General features: G+C 47.3%; 21 protein-coding genes, 2 tRNA genes and 1 pseudogene. 16 read left to right on the forward strand and 8 right to left on the reverse strand.

Annotated features, from left to right (window positions below; genetic code table 11):
* Window positions 1–126: 126 nt before the first annotated feature.
* Genes FDX24_RS16005 through FDX24_RS16015 form a run of 3 tightly spaced genes read right to left on the reverse strand, consistent with a single transcriptional unit; the run spans window position 127 to window position 3,156 of the window.
* Window positions 127–990 carry an HlyD family secretion protein gene (locus FDX24_RS16005; RefSeq protein ID WP_005121043.1) on the reverse strand — a complete coding sequence of 288 codons (864 nt, stop codon included), beginning with the start codon at window positions 988–990 and terminating at the stop codon, window positions 127–129.
* The gene (locus FDX24_RS16010) at window positions 987–1,202 is read right to left on the reverse strand and encodes a DUF1656 domain-containing protein (protein ID WP_040233557.1); all 216 of its coding nucleotides are present in this window, start codon (window positions 1,200–1,202) and stop codon (window positions 987–989) included. Before FDX24_RS16010 ends, FDX24_RS16005 begins: the two co-directional genes overlap by 4 nt.
* Window positions 1,192–3,156, reverse strand: coding sequence for an FUSC family protein (locus FDX24_RS16015; protein WP_252362824.1), 1,965 nt, complete (start codon window positions 3,154–3,156; stop codon window positions 1,192–1,194). The genes FDX24_RS16010 and FDX24_RS16015 overlap by 11 nt, the downstream gene beginning before the upstream one ends.
* A gap of 152 nt (window positions 3,157–3,308) precedes the next feature.
* Between FDX24_RS16015 and FDX24_RS16020 the strand changes: the two genes are divergently transcribed.
* On the forward strand, window positions 3,309–4,103 hold the full coding sequence (locus FDX24_RS16020; RefSeq protein WP_137364597.1) for a helix-turn-helix transcriptional regulator: 795 nt from the start codon (window positions 3,309–3,311) through the stop codon (window positions 4,101–4,103).
* A gap of 222 nt (window positions 4,104–4,325) precedes the next feature.
* Here FDX24_RS16020 and FDX24_RS16025 read toward each other — a convergent pair whose 3' ends face one another.
* Entirely contained in the window at window positions 4,326–5,363 is a 1,038-nt protein-coding gene (locus FDX24_RS16025) for a hypothetical protein (protein ID WP_137364598.1), read from the reverse strand.
* Window positions 5,364–5,727: 364 nt separating this feature from the next.
* On the opposite strand from FDX24_RS16025, the gene FDX24_RS16030 reads away from it, so the two are divergent.
* A complete protein-coding gene (locus FDX24_RS16030) occupies window positions 5,728–6,468 on the forward strand; it encodes a DUF559 domain-containing protein (RefSeq protein ID WP_137364599.1) in 741 nt (246 codons plus the stop codon).
* 269 nt (window positions 6,469–6,737) lie between these two features.
* On the opposite strand, the gene FDX24_RS16035 is transcribed toward FDX24_RS16030, so the two are convergent.
* Window positions 6,738–7,427: an aspartate/glutamate racemase family protein gene (locus FDX24_RS16035; RefSeq protein ID WP_137364600.1), complete on the reverse strand. Its 690-nt coding sequence runs from the start codon at window positions 7,425–7,427 to the stop codon at window positions 6,738–6,740.
* A gap of 174 nt (window positions 7,428–7,601) precedes the next feature.
* Here FDX24_RS16035 and FDX24_RS16040 point away from each other — a divergent pair, with 174 nt between their 5' ends.
* The 6 genes from FDX24_RS16040 to FDX24_RS16065 all read left to right on the forward strand — a co-directional run bounded on the left by FDX24_RS16040 (window position 7,602) and on the right by FDX24_RS16065 (window position 10,860).
* On the forward strand, window positions 7,602–8,492 hold the full coding sequence (locus tag FDX24_RS16040; protein ID WP_005121037.1) for a LysR family transcriptional regulator: 891 nt from the start codon (window positions 7,602–7,604) through the stop codon (window positions 8,490–8,492).
* 424 nt (window positions 8,493–8,916) lie between these two features.
* Window positions 8,917–9,153: a DinI-like family protein gene (locus FDX24_RS16045; RefSeq protein ID WP_137346182.1), complete on the forward strand. Its 237-nt coding sequence runs from the start codon at window positions 8,917–8,919 to the stop codon at window positions 9,151–9,153.
* Window positions 9,154–9,275: 122 nt separating this feature from the next.
* A complete protein-coding gene (locus FDX24_RS16050; protein ID WP_046671202.1) occupies window positions 9,276–9,458 on the forward strand; it encodes a hypothetical protein in 183 nt (60 codons plus the stop codon).
* Window positions 9,459–9,603: 145 nt separating this feature from the next.
* A complete protein-coding gene (locus tag FDX24_RS16055) occupies window positions 9,604–9,912 on the forward strand; it encodes a Ref family recombination enhancement nuclease (protein ID WP_137364601.1) in 309 nt (102 codons plus the stop codon).
* A complete protein-coding gene (locus FDX24_RS16060; RefSeq protein ID WP_137364602.1) occupies window positions 9,905–10,264 on the forward strand; it encodes a RusA family crossover junction endodeoxyribonuclease in 360 nt (119 codons plus the stop codon). The genes FDX24_RS16055 and FDX24_RS16060 overlap by 8 nt, the downstream gene beginning before the upstream one ends.
* Window positions 10,261–10,860, forward strand: coding sequence for a hypothetical protein (locus FDX24_RS16065; protein ID WP_137346178.1), 600 nt, complete (start codon window positions 10,261–10,263; stop codon window positions 10,858–10,860). Before FDX24_RS16060 ends, FDX24_RS16065 begins: the two co-directional genes overlap by 4 nt.
* Before the next feature lie 342 nt (window positions 10,861–11,202).
* On the opposite strand, the gene FDX24_RS16070 is transcribed toward FDX24_RS16065, so the two are convergent.
* Window positions 11,203–11,415, reverse strand: a complete 213-nt coding sequence (locus tag FDX24_RS16070; protein WP_016150437.1) for a KTSC domain-containing protein — start codon at window positions 11,413–11,415, stop codon at window positions 11,203–11,205.
* A gap of 704 nt (window positions 11,416–12,119) precedes the next feature.
* Here FDX24_RS16070 and FDX24_RS16075 point away from each other — a divergent pair.
* From FDX24_RS16075 to FDX24_RS16090, 4 genes and pseudogenes are all read left to right on the forward strand, one after another.
* Window positions 12,120–12,308, forward strand: a complete 189-nt coding sequence (locus FDX24_RS16075; RefSeq protein ID WP_137364603.1) for a hypothetical protein — start codon at window positions 12,120–12,122, stop codon at window positions 12,306–12,308.
* Window positions 12,309–12,466: 158 nt separating this feature from the next.
* A pseudogene (locus tag FDX24_RS16080) lies at window positions 12,467–12,667 on the forward strand (putative holin); the annotation flags it as partial.
* A 25-nt stretch (window positions 12,668–12,692) separates the two neighbouring features.
* Window positions 12,693–12,769, forward strand: a tRNA-Arg gene (locus FDX24_RS16085).
* A 1-nt stretch (window position 12,770) separates the two neighbouring features.
* Window positions 12,771–12,845: transfer RNA gene (locus tag FDX24_RS16090), tRNA-Gly, on the forward strand.
* A gap of 92 nt (window positions 12,846–12,937) precedes the next feature.
* Here FDX24_RS16090 and FDX24_RS16095 read toward each other — a convergent pair.
* The gene (locus FDX24_RS16095) at window positions 12,938–13,480 is read right to left on the reverse strand and encodes a DUF6037 family protein (RefSeq protein ID WP_137346176.1); all 543 of its coding nucleotides are present in this window, start codon (window positions 13,478–13,480) and stop codon (window positions 12,938–12,940) included.
* A 214-nt stretch (window positions 13,481–13,694) separates the two neighbouring features.
* Between FDX24_RS16095 and FDX24_RS16100 the strand changes: the two genes are divergently transcribed.
* The 4 genes from FDX24_RS16100 to FDX24_RS16115 are packed head-to-tail and all read left to right on the forward strand — an operon-like array spanning window position 13,695 to window position 15,232.
* The gene (locus FDX24_RS16100; RefSeq protein WP_072025529.1) at window positions 13,695–13,973 is read left to right on the forward strand and encodes a phage holin; all 279 of its coding nucleotides are present in this window, start codon (window positions 13,695–13,697) and stop codon (window positions 13,971–13,973) included.
* Window positions 13,945–14,493 (forward strand): lysozyme, encoded by a 549-nt coding sequence (locus FDX24_RS16105; protein WP_137346175.1) that lies wholly within the window; start codon window positions 13,945–13,947, stop codon window positions 14,491–14,493. The genes FDX24_RS16100 and FDX24_RS16105 overlap by 29 nt, the downstream gene beginning before the upstream one ends.
* Complete coding sequence (locus tag FDX24_RS16110) at window positions 14,490–15,005, forward strand: DUF2514 domain-containing protein (protein ID WP_137346174.1); 516 nt, start codon at window positions 14,490–14,492, stop codon at window positions 15,003–15,005. The genes FDX24_RS16105 and FDX24_RS16110 overlap by 4 nt, the downstream gene beginning before the upstream one ends.
* Entirely contained in the window at window positions 15,002–15,232 is a 231-nt protein-coding gene (locus FDX24_RS16115) for a hypothetical protein (protein ID WP_137346173.1), read from the forward strand. Before FDX24_RS16110 ends, FDX24_RS16115 begins: the two co-directional genes overlap by 4 nt.
* On the opposite strand, the gene FDX24_RS23765 is transcribed toward FDX24_RS16115, so the two are convergent.
* A complete protein-coding gene (locus FDX24_RS23765) occupies window positions 15,225–15,353 on the reverse strand; it encodes a hypothetical protein (protein ID WP_255562039.1) in 129 nt (42 codons plus the stop codon). The two genes, FDX24_RS16115 and FDX24_RS23765, sit on opposite strands and share 8 nt — an antisense overlap.
* Between the last annotated feature and the right edge of the window lie 25 nt (window positions 15,354–15,378).

Consider the following 15,378-nt stretch of genomic DNA (forward strand, 5'->3'; position numbering starts at 1 on the left):
GCGACCTGGCTCATTAATAAATCAACATTATAGGTCCGCAGAAGTCATGGGATGACCGGTGTTACTGGGATATTTACACATACACCGTTACCCCAAACCTATGATAGTCAGAGCTGTTAATACCTGTTAAGGCATAATGGATACACTCGCGGATAATCCTGCCACTAACTCAATGCCTGCAGGCATGGTATCTAACTGGATGCGCACCGGTACGCGTTGAGCCAGCCGAACCCAGCTAAAGGTGGGATTGACATCCGGCAGCCCAAGTCCGCCGGTCTCATCGTTGCTGTCACCAATTCCCCGCCCGATACTCTCCACATGGCCTATGAGCAGCGAATCAAAACCCATCAGTGAAATCTGCGCGGTTTTCCCGACGCGGATATGACGCAGTTTAGTCTCTTCAAAATAGCCCACCACCCAGAAACTGTGCGCATCGACAATGGCGACTTTTGTCTCTCCCGCGGTGGCATAGTCACCGGGCCGAAGACGGAGATGTGTGACATAGCCGTCCACCGGTGATCTCACGGTGGCATGCGCTAAATTAAGCTGCGCCAGTTCCAGCGCGGTCAGTGCGCCCTGATAATTGGCCGCCGCGATGCTTGCCGCACTGCCTGTTTGCTGGATGTCCTCACTGGATATCACCCCTTTGATCAGCGCCCGTCGCCTTGCCGCATCCTGCCGCATGAGCATCTCATGACGTTTTGCCTCAACGTCAGCCTGTGAACTCAGCACGGCCAGCTTCAGCCAGTGGGGATCGATGGCATAGAGAATATCGCCACGGTTAACCCACTGGTTATCGCGGACCGCCACGCGACTCACCGGCCCGGAAACATCCGGTGCAATCTGCACCACATCCGCACGCACCCGCCCGTCGCGTGTCCAGGGTGTTTGCGCATACTGTTTCCAGAAAATAAATGCCACGAGTATCGCCACCGCAACGGCACTTAACGTCAGTGCATAGCGACCCAATAAAGAGAGTAAAGATTTCATGCAAATAACTCCAGAGTGGTCAGGCCCTGCAAAAGCAGGAAACAACTAATGATAAAAGTCGAAAAATCAATCAACGGGCGAAAGGGCAAACGTCGGTAAAGCCTGCTGAAAGAGAAAATTAATAAGAGTGATAGCGTACAGATCAGCGCGATGAGCACAGTCATCAGCAGACCGGGGAAAAAAACACCCCCGATATTGATGTCATTTATCATTTGTGGATTCCTCGTCCTGCGTTCGTAACGCGCAGTGCAAATCAACCAGTTTGTCGACTAACTGGCGCGATGGTTTATCAGTGGCGGGCAAGTATTGAACGGTTATCTCCGCAATGCGCTCGCGCAAGGCTTCAGTCTCCGTAGAGCGGGTAAGGTCATAAAGGATGGCGTTGATGCCACAGCCTGAGGGCATGTCGCAGCGGCGAAGATGCATCACACCGAGGCCAATGCGCAGAAAGTGCATCAGGTGAACAAGTGCCCGAGCGGATGATGGCCTGCTACGCGGTATGCGTGGCAGCAGCAAGGCAGCTCGATCAATCATCAGATTGGTCCAGTGCGTTTCATCTCCTTTAAATACGCCGTTCACGCTCCGGCGGATATCACGCTGACAAAGTTTCAGCAGGCGGTTTATCGCCGCGTCGGCTTGCACGGTTTGCAGCAGGCTCATGCTAAAGACCGCAAAACCGGTCGCGAAAAATAGCGCGATGGCGGTGTTAGCCGCATCGGCGAAGTTGCCGCTGTAATGCGCACCCAACTCGCACAATACAGGTAGCGTCAACGTTATTCCCATCGCCATAAACGTGGTGGGCGGCCGTGCCTGGAGTGACCCGGCAAGCAGGTAGACCGGAGCAAGCACGGCAACCAGTACGGGAAAATCGCTGACCTGGGGAAGCAGGGCAAAACTATAGATGAGACTTATCAATACGCCCCAGAAGGAGCCGATAATGTATTTCACAATATGGGGTGCAGGCGTGTCGAAACTTCCAAACAGCGTGCAACAAACCCCAAGAATGGAAACCGCTGTACCGCCATCTGACCATGCTGAGTCGATCCATATCAGACAGCCGCTCAGGATGATGGCAAACGCGCCCAGTGCCGTCCGGATTGCACTCAGGGGATCGCGATGAAAAATATATCCTTTCGCCGCGCTATCTTCCGCCCGTATGGTCTCGGGTTCCGCGTGAAATATAGCCTGCGAAAGGCGCTCACACTGGTGAATAAGACTAATCAACTCCGCTATGTAGCCTAAGAAGTTCACCCCCAGCGTGTCCTCAAAGGTTAGTGATTGCACCGCACGCTTCTGTAGTAACCGGGTGCTACGTTTTTGTAGGGCTTCAGCAGTACTTTTGTGTTTCCCGACATTGTCGCAGGTGAGCCAGGCCTGGACATCATTCAGCAGCGTCTGTATATCGGCGGGCATATCCGCGATCACCTGCAAGCGATCGCGTAATTCGCCGTTCACGATGGCTAATCGTGCCAGCCTGTCATGGAGTGCTTTTCTGGCCTGTCGGACCGGAACTGAAAGGGCAAAATCATACGGGATGTGGTGGCTGATGCCCTGCAGGAATTGCAGTGCAAGCGCGAGTTGCAAGGGGGCTGAAACCTTATCAGACTTGCCCGCCAGAGTATCGGCAACATGCTGTCGTGCCGCGTGTAGCGTCTGGGTCAATTTGCTGTTGAACAGGCCTGATATCCGACTTGGCAGAATGTACCGGTGGATCAGCGCGGCGCAGACGATACCGATCGTTATCTCCTGCACCCGGATGATAGCAATGTTAAACACCGAGCCTGGGTCGGATACGGCGGGAAAGCCAATCAGGCTTGCGGTGTAACCGGCCAGTACAAAGGCATAGGCGCGGGGAGTACGGTCAAGCAGGGATAACCAGAGGCAGAAGGCTATCCAGCCTGTCAGCATCACGCTGCATAAAATCGGCATATTCACAAACGTAGGCACGATCAATACCGTTGCCCCTGCGCCCGCCACGGTGCCGACCAGGCGATAGAGACACCGGCTCAGCGAAGCGCCCACCGAGGTTTGCGAAACAATATAGACGGTGATGATGGCCCAGGATGGCCGTTCCAGGCCAATCGATAGGGCGATATAATAGGCGAGCATCGCAGCGGCAAAACTCCTGAGGGAATAGAGCAGGGCATGGGCGTCACTCAGTAGCATGGGAGTGATTATGCTGCCTGACCAGCGGCGTATCGCGTGCCAAAAAGGGACGTGTTGGGGGATGATTGTATTCATGCCGAGAATTATTCCCGGTTTGCACACGTCACTAAATACTCTATTCTGTCAAAAAATACCTAAATGTTGCCAATAACATGACATCCCGACTTGCCAATACCTTGTTTGATCCCGACAGCACGTCGAGCCCGGCAGTCGCTCGTCATATCGATTTCGTCGATTACGCAGCCGAAGTGCCGGTTCATACGCACCGTAAAGGGCAGTTGATTATTGCACTGTATGGGGCGGTAATTTGTCGTGCGGAAAACGATATCTGGATTGTGCCACCCGATTGCGCGGTGTGGATCCCCGGCGGCGTTCCTCATAGCGCCAAAGCGACCTGGAATGCGCACCTTAACTATCTGTTTATTGAACCAGGCACTGCCGCATTGCCGGAAAAATGCTGCACGCTGGCCATTTCACCGCTGATTAAAGAGTTAGTTGATCGTTTAACGAATGAAGGCGTTGATTACGCACCACAGAGTCATGTTGGCAGGCTAACCAGAGTGACACTTGATGAACTCGTGACCATGCCACAGCAGAAATTGAGCCTGCCGGTCTCTGCGAACCCTAAAATTCGTGCTATGGCCGATGCGTTAGTCAGCAATCCAGACGACCGGAGCACATTCAAAGTCTGGGCAAAGCGACTGGCACTCAGCGAACGCTCGTTAGCGCGCTTAATGCTGCGTGAAACCGGTCTGACCTTCGGTCGCTGGCGTCAGCAACTGCACTTGATTATTGCCCTGCAGGAGCTGGCAAGTGGGGTGTCAGTACAAAATGTGGCAGCAAACCTGGGGTATGAGTCGGTTAACGCATTTATCACCATGTTCAGAAAAACCATGGGCAGTACGCCAGCGCACTATTTTTCTGTTCGCAAAACGGCTGATTCATAGACTTGATAAAGTGTGAGGCTCTTGATTTACGCGTGGGCAAGATGCGGGCAAGCTTACTGAGTTGAACGTCTGCTATCAGCGAGGAGCGGAAGTTCACTTTAAAGGTAACCTAATCCGCATGCAAAGACCCCTTAAGGAGATTTGTGTGGATTTTAGGCACATCTGTGGTTCGAAATTAATGCCTGAAAAATTTTAATTTTGGTTTAATTGCACATTAAAGATTCATAAATGTCGTATATATAGTGACGGAAATGGATGTAGATAATTTCTGCTAGCAGTAGTATTTAGCGCTTCAATCAATGCAACATATAGCTTAGTCGTTTTACCTCGTACAAAGCCATGAGTGTAAACTGGCCCATATCCAGGCGCTAAACTCATGGTTTTATGATGGCCATCTAATATCTGTATTTTTGTAAAAAAACAGTTCTTATCGCAAAATAAGCTTAACTCATCGTGACTGAAAGTGATCACTTTGAAATCAGCATCAAATGGATAGTGCTGCTCTTGAATCTCAAATAATGATTTTTTAAGCATAGAAATTGTACGGTATAGATGTATCATTTCTATGGAAACAGAAACACTCATTTTATTTGCCATGTACCCTCCCCCGGGGGACATAATTGCAATGTCATCACTAAGGGCCGTAATCACATTGGCACCGTTACTTCGTAAGGCATTTCGTTCCTCTGGGGATAGTGTTTGCCCTGTCACACCTCTAACTCGACACTGTTCAAGGAGATGTGGCCACTCATCATATAAGGACTTGAGCAGTTGTTCATCAGAATAGATGAATTGTTTTTCTTTACTGTTATGTCCGAACACTCCTAATAAATAAATGTCGTCCTGATCAACCTTTGCAAAAACAGTATTGCCAGTTCTTTCAATGTAGCGCTTATGCTTTCCAGTCTTTTGAGTTGTTTCACCAAGGTGGAAATGATGTAAGCCAAAATCATTCAAAAAATCATCATTGAAGTTAGCCCTTTCCAAATGATGACTTTGATAGCCGTTAATGTTGATCCCACATTGCATTTTATTAATGAGTAAAGCAAAACCATTTCTATTTTTTTCAGGAACAATCAAGGATCTGTGAAAATGTACATTCCTTTTACGGGGTTCAATAAGCCTTTTGTTCATGTTCAAAAGTAGAGGTAAGTAGCCGTTAGTAGTTTCCTTAGGAACTCTGAAACCTGCATTAACAAGTTGCTGTTTGCAGATATCTTCAATTGAACTATACAGACTGATGCAAATATTATTGATCATTGAATGCCTCTTTCCACCTATAGACAACATGTTCTGCTTTTACATTCTTCACTCAAAATTATCAGGTAATCTCACGACAAAATTATTCATGACTTTCACTCAGTGAGCCTAATTATTGTGCATGTTAATCTGGTCATTTCCAAGTCATAAATGTCTGCTCCTGGCACAGAACGGACCAATCTACTGGTTGTCAGGTCCGCTGTGAGCGAGGAGCGGACATTTTCCTGCTGACGGAGGCTGATAAATGAATGATATTTTCATTCATTTCATAGTTTTTTATAATGTTTTGTTATAATTAAAACCTGCCATAAACGTTCTCTTTCCGCTAGTATCAAAGGACAGCATTGCTACTAGGATAACGAGAATGTTTAATTTAGCCATCGATGAATCAGCGTCGCCAGTTTCCCGCGAAACCGTTGAGCGGACAGCCTATTCTTTGGGAGTTAATAGTTTTACGCTCACTCCATTACCTTATAATGAGCTATCAAAAAAACTAGGATATAAAGCAAGTTTGCTAATGCTATGCCTTTCAAAAAACCCTAATGTCAGCCTTCCTGCATTAAAAGGGACTATAGAATTAATTTCTACACTGACTGAATATCCAGCGTTCAAAGTTAACTCGTTAACAATATCTAATAATGCCTATCCAGTTTTCACATTGGAGACATTGGCTGCTAACGGTATATTTTCAAACGATTTGGAATTTTCTACAAATATCTCTCATTGCTTTCGAATTAGTCCAGAATTAAAAGTACCAAAGATATCTCTAGGTTTGAATGCAAGAGGATCGTATGAATTAGACTTATCCTTGGAATTGGTGATTATTAAAGAATTGATTGAATACTCTGTAGCAAAAGTGATCGTTGAATTTGATGGCCCGATGCATCTTAATTCAGATAATGTTCGTAATGATAAACTAAGAGATTCTTATGTCCAAAGTCAAGGGGCTACGGTTTTTCGTATTCAGAGCGTGAATACACATGATCTGACCAAAATCCAGCAAACCGAGAAATCACATGAACAATTGATGGCACACATTGGAAATATTAAAGAACACTTCCGAACGAGACTATTCGAATTTTTAAAAACGTTTCATAATAGTTGATTAGCGACTATAAGTGAGTACCCCTCAATCAGAAATTATCACTTATAGCAATTCAGCATCAATCTAAATTAATGGCAATACCCCAGAGATTAGCTAATACACTAGCAACGTCCGCTCCTGGCACAGAACGGACCAGTCTACTGGTTGTCAGGTCCGCTGTGAGCGGACAGCGGAAGTTCGAATTTTTCTGAAGGCATTACTTAAATCGTAGCGTGTTAAACAAAGGGGGCAGTTCGCCCCCGGTTCTTTCCGAAAATTGATGTAAAATACTACTGAAGAGCTTTAAACAACGTCTCAATATGAATATCAACCGTGTCCAGTGCTTTAACAGGTAACTCTGTACCCGCGAACAAAAGGGGAAGCTCTGTGCATCCCAGAATGATGGCCTCAATGCCTTCATCCTGATACATCCGCTCAATGATCGCGGTAAACGTGTCTCGCGTCTGTGACTTAATAATGCCTCTTTCGAGTTCATCGTGGATTTTTTCTGCGATGTAATCAACCTCGTCAGCATGCGGGACGACCACCTGGATGCCTGCTTCAGTGAAAGGCCGTTTGAAGAAGTCAGCCTCCATTGTAAATCGTGTTCCCACGAGACCTACTTTTTTCAGACCCTGAGTCTGAACTTCTGCACAAGTGGACTCGATAATGCTGACAAGAGGAACTGTTGTACACGACTGGAGTTCATTAAAGACGATGTGTGGTGTGTTACCGGTCAAGGCGACGACTTCAGCCCCGGCTGCCACCAGATTCCCGACAGCCTTGGCCAGATACTTCGTCAGCGCTTCATAATCTTTCCGTCCACACATGGTCAGGACGTCATATACGTTGATACTTTCAATAGTTAGAGACGGGAAGAATGTATCGCCAATTCTTTTGTTAGCTTCATAAACAAATTTGCGATAGTAGAGCAATGTTGATTCTGGTCCGGTGCCGCCGATTAATCCAAGTTTCTTCATTTTACCCTCAATAGCTCCCGTATTAATCAAACGTGACCATTTTGCGATGATCAACAAGCGCTTGAGACTAGCTGGGAGGCTGGTAGCTGTTTAAATGGAGTAAATAAATTAAAAAACATGTAGATTCATTTCAATTGAATAAAATAGAATCCAATTTTCAATTATGGTGAAAGTATGGATATAGCTGACTTCCGAACCATCATTGCACTGGTAGAAACAGGTACTATTACTGCAGCAGCAAATTTGCTCTGCCGAGTCCCCTCCGCAATAACCACTCGCGTTCAGAACCTGGAGAGCCAGCTCGGAACCACATTGTTTGTAAGGTCTGGTCGTAGGTTTCTTCCGACAAATGAAGGCCAGGTGCTTTATAACAATGCATTGAAGATTATCGAGCTGGTTACCTTAGCAGAACAGCAGATGGTAAAGCCGGTGCCTGGCGGTCGGTTCCGACTGGGTGCGCTCGACAGTATGGCCGCAACAAGGTTGCCTGAGCCGCTGGCGCGCCTTTACCAGCAACATCAATCAGTAAAGGTGGAGCTGGTTACCGGGATAAGCCGCACACTGCTCGATGCAGTGCTTAGTCACGAACTTGATGCAGCCTTCATTGCCGACGCGCCGGCTAATGACAGACTGGAACGCATGGTTGTTTACAAGGAAGAACTGGTTATTATTGCCGCAGCAAATTTCCCGCTGATACGTTCTGCTGCCGATTTAGCTCACACAACGTTGCTGGTATTCAGTGACGGTTGCTCCTATCGCGACCGGCTAACAACCTGGTTCAGAGAGGCTGGGATCAGACCTTACAGGCTGGCAGAAATGTCCTCCTACCATGCCATTCTGGGGGGTGTCAGTGCAGGAATGGGGGCGGGGGTGATACCAACACCAATCCTCGATACGTTTCCGACACAGGAACTCATCACAATCCATCCCTTTGATTCAGAAAACAGTCAAATAACAACGGAACTGATATGGCGCAAGGGAGATCTCACGGCTAATACAGGTGCCCTGATTGATATCTTGGCCTCAACGTCGAAATTGCCTGACAGGCAAAGTGCTGCAATCTAGTTTGAGATTATGATCGCCTGACGGTGTCTGCAATGTCGAAATCCTTACCGGGTGAAATGACACTTCTGGTCTTTTCTATCCTGCCAGAGGCTAATGCCCGACTTTGAGCCGTTAACAAAAGCTTAAACTTTCAACTTCCGCTTATGGCACTAACCAGTCCTTTGCTGATTGAAAAAGACGAATGAAAGTTGGATAACGCTTTACCTCATGGTGACACTGTTGCTCATTGATGAGGCGTTAGTGAGGGCAAATCTCACGGGATTGTGCCAGCAGAAAGAATAAAATATTGCTAATTCAACCCACTACGGCGGGTTTTCTTTTTTTACTACTGACTGAAAGTTAACAATTTGTGCTCTTAAACCGTTGATCATTTTCGTGCATAGGTATACTGTATAAAAACACAGTATGTGCAATGGAGGCCATTATGAAAGTTGAATTAACCATTGATCGCATGAAAGAACTTCCTAAAGGCGCGGTACCAGCATTGGAGAAAGAATTGCTTAAGCGCCTGAATAATCACTATGACAATTGCAGGCTTACAATCCGCTGTGCCGGATCGGATGGGTTAAGTGTTTTTGGCGGTGACAGGGACGATAAAAAGAAAATTGAATCAATCCTCCAGGATACCTGGGAAAGTGCAGACGAGTGGTTTGTTAACTAACACCCCCTTAGCTGGTAGCTCCTGCTGCCATTTTTTAAATCGAGTTTCCGCATCGCCTCGCATGATTATTGCCAGGTAATTCAGGTTGATTCAGGTGTGGGAATCTTTGCAAGGGGCATCTCATGCAAATTCCGGATGATTTAATCCCAGGGTTGCCGGAGCACACTGGCCCGGTTCTGATTTATTTCGTGAAGGGGAGTGTGGTGAGGGGATTCGCTTTACGTAAAGATGAATTTGTTACGTCTTTGCGGGCACTGGAAGAGGCCAGAAAGAAAGCTGGTCTTCCTGTTTCAGATGCAGGATAAGTTGGGTTATACTCAAACACGGGTCTGAACAGCCTGCTGAGTAACACTGCGCCAACCGGGAAAACGCGATGGTGCATAAAACTGAATTACCCCAATCACACCGTTCTTTCGTGAGCGGTGTCTTTGTTCGTGCTGGTGCTGCAGCATGAGCAGATCAAAGAATAAAGCTGAAAAACTCCACTTATCCCGCGTTGCCGATTTGAATTATATTGTCTGCCGCAATAAAGGACTTGGAGACACTCCCGCTGAAATCCATCATTGTAGCTCCGGTACCGGGATGTCTGTTCGTGCAGATAATTTTCACGTAATTCCTCTCTGTCATACCCATCATCGTACCGGCGGTCATGGAGTGGCCATTCATGCCGGGCGGCAGTCCTGGGAAAATAAATTCGGTACTGAAACCGAATTGCTCGTGCAGGTTCTCTACGAACTGGGGGAATCGACTCATGCCTGATTATAAAATCACGCCTGTTGGTAAGCCCAGAATGACCTGTGCTGATAAATGGAGAAAACGCCCCGAGGTTCTGCGTTACCGTGCTTTCTGTGATGAAGTTCGTCTGCAGGGGGTTGATCTGCCGGAAAGCGGTTCGCATGTCACCTTCATTCTTCCGATGCCAGCGAGCTGGAGCAGAAAGAAACGTGCTGAGTTCAACGGTAAACCACACCAGGCTAAACCTGATTTTGACAATATGATGAAAGCCCTGATGGACGCCATTTACGAAAATGATGCTCATATATGGGATGCACGGGTATCAAAATTATGGGGAGAAACCGGGAGAATAATTATTGAGGAACTAAAAGCATGACGCCACGCCAACGCAGACTACAGCAGTCAGCATTTGAAAAAGCAGCAGCTGCGCCACGTAAAAGCTGGCTGGGTAAATGTATCCTCCTGACGGGGATCCAGTCCGGATGGATTAAATCCCTGCTCACTACATGGGGTGAGGGTGTGGGAGGAAAAACTGCCCCCCGTATGCCGCGAGGCCATGCGTGCTGGAATGTGCTTAAGGGACGGAACTGGTCAGAAAAGGCACTGGAGCGCTTCACCACAGCATTGAATCAGGCTCGTGAAGAGGGTTTCCGTGGACAGCAGGCAATGAACAGGGCACATAGCATTCTCTGGCCCCAGTCACCTGCCAGTGTAATTGATGAAGCCCTGCATAATGATGATGTCGATTTTGTTGAGCAATGCGTGCTGCGGGCGCTGGATATAAATGATCCGGTTTATGTTGTTGGTCTTCAGTATTACACCACCCGAAAAAAAATCTCAGACATAACTCGGGAACTGCAGGTGATTGCGCCATGGTTAACTGATGGGGAGGCGAGAAAGCGCGTGCGTTGGTGTCTGGAAATATTTAGAGCAAAGGTCTTTCTGGAAGCGCGCAAACTGTTATCTGAATAGACTAACTGAAATCAATTTTAGCTATTAGTGCTATTTTTTGGTAATGGTGTTGAAAACGGGCCAGAAAATCAGATAATCCATTCATGCTTGGCAGAGCTGTGCCACGATGGCAGCGACGAAAAGCGAACAATTTGAATATAACGAGAACCCCGCCAGCGCGGGGTTTTTGCTTTCCGGCGATACGACAGGGGTATTCGCGAACTTGCTACGGCAAAGTACCCCTGTCACATCGTCGGTCTAACCTTAGAAAAGATAAAAGCATGCCATTTCGCGGGCTTTATCATCTCTGGAGCCAGGTGTCGAAAATTAAAACAACACCTAATACGGTATATTTACCCTGACTTACCCAATTTTTCTGCAAAGGTATTTATCTTTGATAACACCATCAAAGAAACGCCCCTTGGATTTAGCCTCTAAAAAGGTATTGTAAATTTTGGCTGAAACTCCAATGTACTGATAAGTTCCAGAATTAGTAAATGCAATCTCCAGAATTTTTTCTGAAGGATAATAACCTATGGATTTTATTTTAGATGACATAACTATCTGATGGCGCATTTTACCTCCTTGTTGTTCTTTTTAATCGGTTCCTTATTGTACACCCGCAGATATTCTTCATGGGTAATTACATGAATGTTATGTCGATTGTTTTGACGCAGGGATCAGCCGAAGGTATGTTATTTTAGTGGTGAATCCCCCTGTGCGGCGGGGCGTCCGGTAAAGTCAACATCCCTTTGACGCAATATGCACGCGAGGCTTGCTGTCCGGGGCAGCCTCACCGGGAGGCACCCGGCACCACACTCATTTCTTATAATGCTAAATTTCTAATCTCAGACTCGCTCATCCGAACGAGCCTGTTTCATTTTAGGCTCATGAGTTTCATTCAATTGAAAATTACCTGATACAGTAATACTAGAACTGCAAGATAACCCCAGTATTGTACGTGGTAAAAAAGTGTATTTGTCATCTTTCATCCCTCTGGTTCCATTTTGTTATGTTCCTTATGCAATAAATGAACCATTCTAGAGGTGAATAAAATCAATTTGTTATGGTGGGCTTGTGACGTTAGATGCACTCCGGAAGTGCAATCGCACTATAAAGAGGCTCATCAGTAGAGTTATTACATCGCACCTGATAATGCCATCTGAAGAGGCTATGACCAGAACTAGCCCCGTGGATAGCAAACAATGAGTTGTGGTTTCTTGCAACGCTGCATAATCTGCTCCGCTCTATACTACCTGCTTAGTATCGCGGAGGAATGTATGAAGGAAGGGTATTACTGGATTCAGCATATCGGTGTTGTTCAGGTGGCGTATTACACGAACGACACTGTTGATGATCTGGAAACGGGTAAAACAATCACAGGTGTCTGGCATCTGACCAGAGACGATGACATATGCCATAACGGTGAAGCAGAGGTGTTAGAAGGTCCTCTCACCCCACCTATGTAAACAATCCTACTTACTTTGAGGCTGCCGCATGGTGGCCTTTTTCATTTCAGGCTCACGGGAATCATCCGCTACGTGCTTTGTTGATAAATCCAGCCCGTGAAGCTGAGCCTATTTCCCCTCATTCCTGAGAGGACTCACAGCAATTAAGAGGGGGCTAAATGTCCGATCCGATTTCCGGTACTGGGCTGGCTGGTGGTGTCCTGACGGGAGCCAGCGTCTATGGATTTCTGTCCGGAACCGATTACGGCGTGGTGTTTGGCGCATTTGCCGGAGCTGTATTTTACATTGCAACCGCCGCGGACCTGAGTGCAGCGCGCCGGCTGGCGTATTTTGTCGTGTCCTACATCGCCGGGTCGCTGGTTCAAGTCCAGCAAGGTCCACCAGCCGTCACTAGCTCATCGGGATAGAGCATCAACCATCTAAGTTGACGGTGCGAGGTTCGAGCCCTCGGTGGCGAACCATGCGGGCATCGTATAATGGCTATTACCTCACCCTTCCAAGCTGATGATGCAGGTTTGATTCCTGCTGCCCGCTCCAGTTAAAGCTTTTCGGTCTGTGATGATGGGATGGCCCTGAGTGACTGAAAAGCTCCCCATTTTTGGATGGGCGCGACTTCTTGCAATGATGTTTTATTTGTCTTTTTTTGGCGACCATCGACTACTGATGTTTCTTATCTTACAGAACTCATGGATGTCCTTTCCGAAAGCATTGAGAGTCTTTCGTAGATTAGGTTCTGTTACGTGGCCGCCACTCTCTCCATTATTACGCCATCCAAGAAATACGACTTTGTCTGCCTCATCAATCTCTGGGGTAAGGGAAGATGGTAGTGTGCTATTTCGTGCTTTGACTGTTTCAGGGATCTTCAAAGCGAAGTCTTGGAAAAATGCTTTAGCACTAAAACGATTGGTAGGATCCGACGTCAGCTTAAGTAATTTTATCAGGCATAAAAAGGCTGACTCTGGTCTAATTATTGGTACCAGATCATAGCCTTTTTGAACTTTGACAAAAAAGCTACAGTTATGCCCAACAGCACCAAATAGCAACTCGAAATTTTCCTCTGCAATGAACAGTACATCAAATGTTAAATGATTATGCATATATTGAAACTGAGTTCGTGTAATACCCTGTGTGAGCATGTTCTTATGTAGAGTTTTTAACTGATTGACGATCATTATCTTTCCTCAATTTCTAGCGAATTTAACAGGTTACTCTGTTTGAACGTGCAATTATTAGATGAATATCACTCTGCTTAAAATGATTTTCGTCGCTTCACCTCTTTTCAGGCTCACTGAAGTCATCCGCAACGCGCTTTGTTGATACATCCAGCCCGTGAAGCCTGACCCTTTAATCACACACAATGCCATCCGAAAAGTCGGAGGTAGGGCTATGACCAGAATGAGCACCATTTACAGCAGACTTTCATATGGATCAGGAACCACGCTTGCCGGCTGCGGTGTATCAGCGAAGGCATATGCCGAAACCGCTAAAACAGCAAAAGAGGTGTCCTGGATGTTGGCCGACAGAATTGCAGGGTTAAGCCTGAGCGACTGGGCAATTATTGTCGGTATCGCATGCACCGTTATTACCTGTGCAGTGAACTGGTACTACAGGCAAAAGGAAAGGGAGGACCGGCTTAATGGCAATGTCACCAAAGCTGAAGAATAAACTGAGCGCAGCGGTCGTTAGTTTGATTCTTGCCGGGGCTTCCGCGCCCGTTATTCTCGATCAGTTTCTGGATGAGAAAGAGGGGAATAGCGAGCAGGCGTATCGCGACGGCGGCGGACTCTGGACGATTTGTCGTGGTGCCACAATGGTTGATGGCAGGCCGGTAGTTCAGGGCATGAAGCTGTCAGCTGAGAAATGCGCCCTGGTAAACGCCATTGAACGCGACAAGGCGCTGGCGTGGGTTGAGCGAAATATCAAAGTACCACTGACCGAACCGCAGAAAGCGGGTATCGCTTCTTTCTGCCCATATAACATCGGCCCCGGAAAATGTTTCCCGTCTACGTTTTATAAGCGAATAAATACTGGCGACCGTGAAGGCGCCTGTGAAGCGATCCGCTGGTGGATTAAAGATGGTGGTCGAGATTGTCGCCTGACCAAAGGCCAGAAAAATGGCTGCTATGGGCAGGTAGAAAGACGGGACCAGGAAAGCGCGCTGGCGTGCTGGGGGATAGACCAGTGAGTCTACGCTATCAGTTCATTGTTATTTCGCTGCTGGTGGTCGTCGCATTCATCGCCGGCAGTGTATGGAGCAGTCGCGGGTGGGAAAAAAAGTGGGCGGAACGTGACAGCGCGGAATCATCGCAAACAGCGAACGCGCATACCGCAGCCCGCATGATTGAACAAGGGCGCATTATTGCCCGTGATGAGGCTGTAAAAGATGCACAAGCACAAGCCGCTAAATCAGCTGCCACTGCTGCTGGTCTGTCTGCTACTGTTAGCCAGCTGCGCACCGAAGCAACAAAGCTTGCCGCCCGCCTGGACGCTGCAAAGCACACCGCAGATCTTGCCGCTACCGTCAGAAGCAAAACAACCGACGTCAGCGCCGGAATGCTCGCCAACATGCTCGGAGATATTGCAGCAGAAGCTAAACGATATGCTGCAATCGCTGACGAACGCTATGCCGCCGGGATGACGTGTGAACGCATTTACGACTCGGTGAGACAGTCAAATAACTATAAGGCGGCACAATGAACGTAGAGAACCTAGGTGAAGCGTATTACCTAAATAACGAGATGAGAGAGCTACAGCGGCAGAAAGGCATGCTGGAAAGTGGTGCCTGGCTTGGTGTGACAATCCAGTCCACCTATCAGGATAAAGCCTTTCTTGATGCCATGTGCCCACATGCAGTGGCTGTGCTTGATAGTAGGATTGACCAGAAGAGAAAAAAACTTAAGGTGCTTGGGGTAACTATTACTTGAGTTTTTTACGGGTATATCGCTCTTTTAGCTCCAGTCTTGCCCACTCCATAAGCAAGTCAATTACTGGGGAGGCAAAGGGGGCTAGAGCAATAAGTAAAGCAATTAAAGTTGGATCAATCATTTTTTATATCCTTGAAATTAGCTAT

The sequence above is a fragment of the Citrobacter sp. wls716 genome (genome assembly GCF_005280975.1).
Lineage (GTDB): Bacteria > Pseudomonadota > Gammaproteobacteria > Enterobacterales > Enterobacteriaceae > Citrobacter > Citrobacter youngae.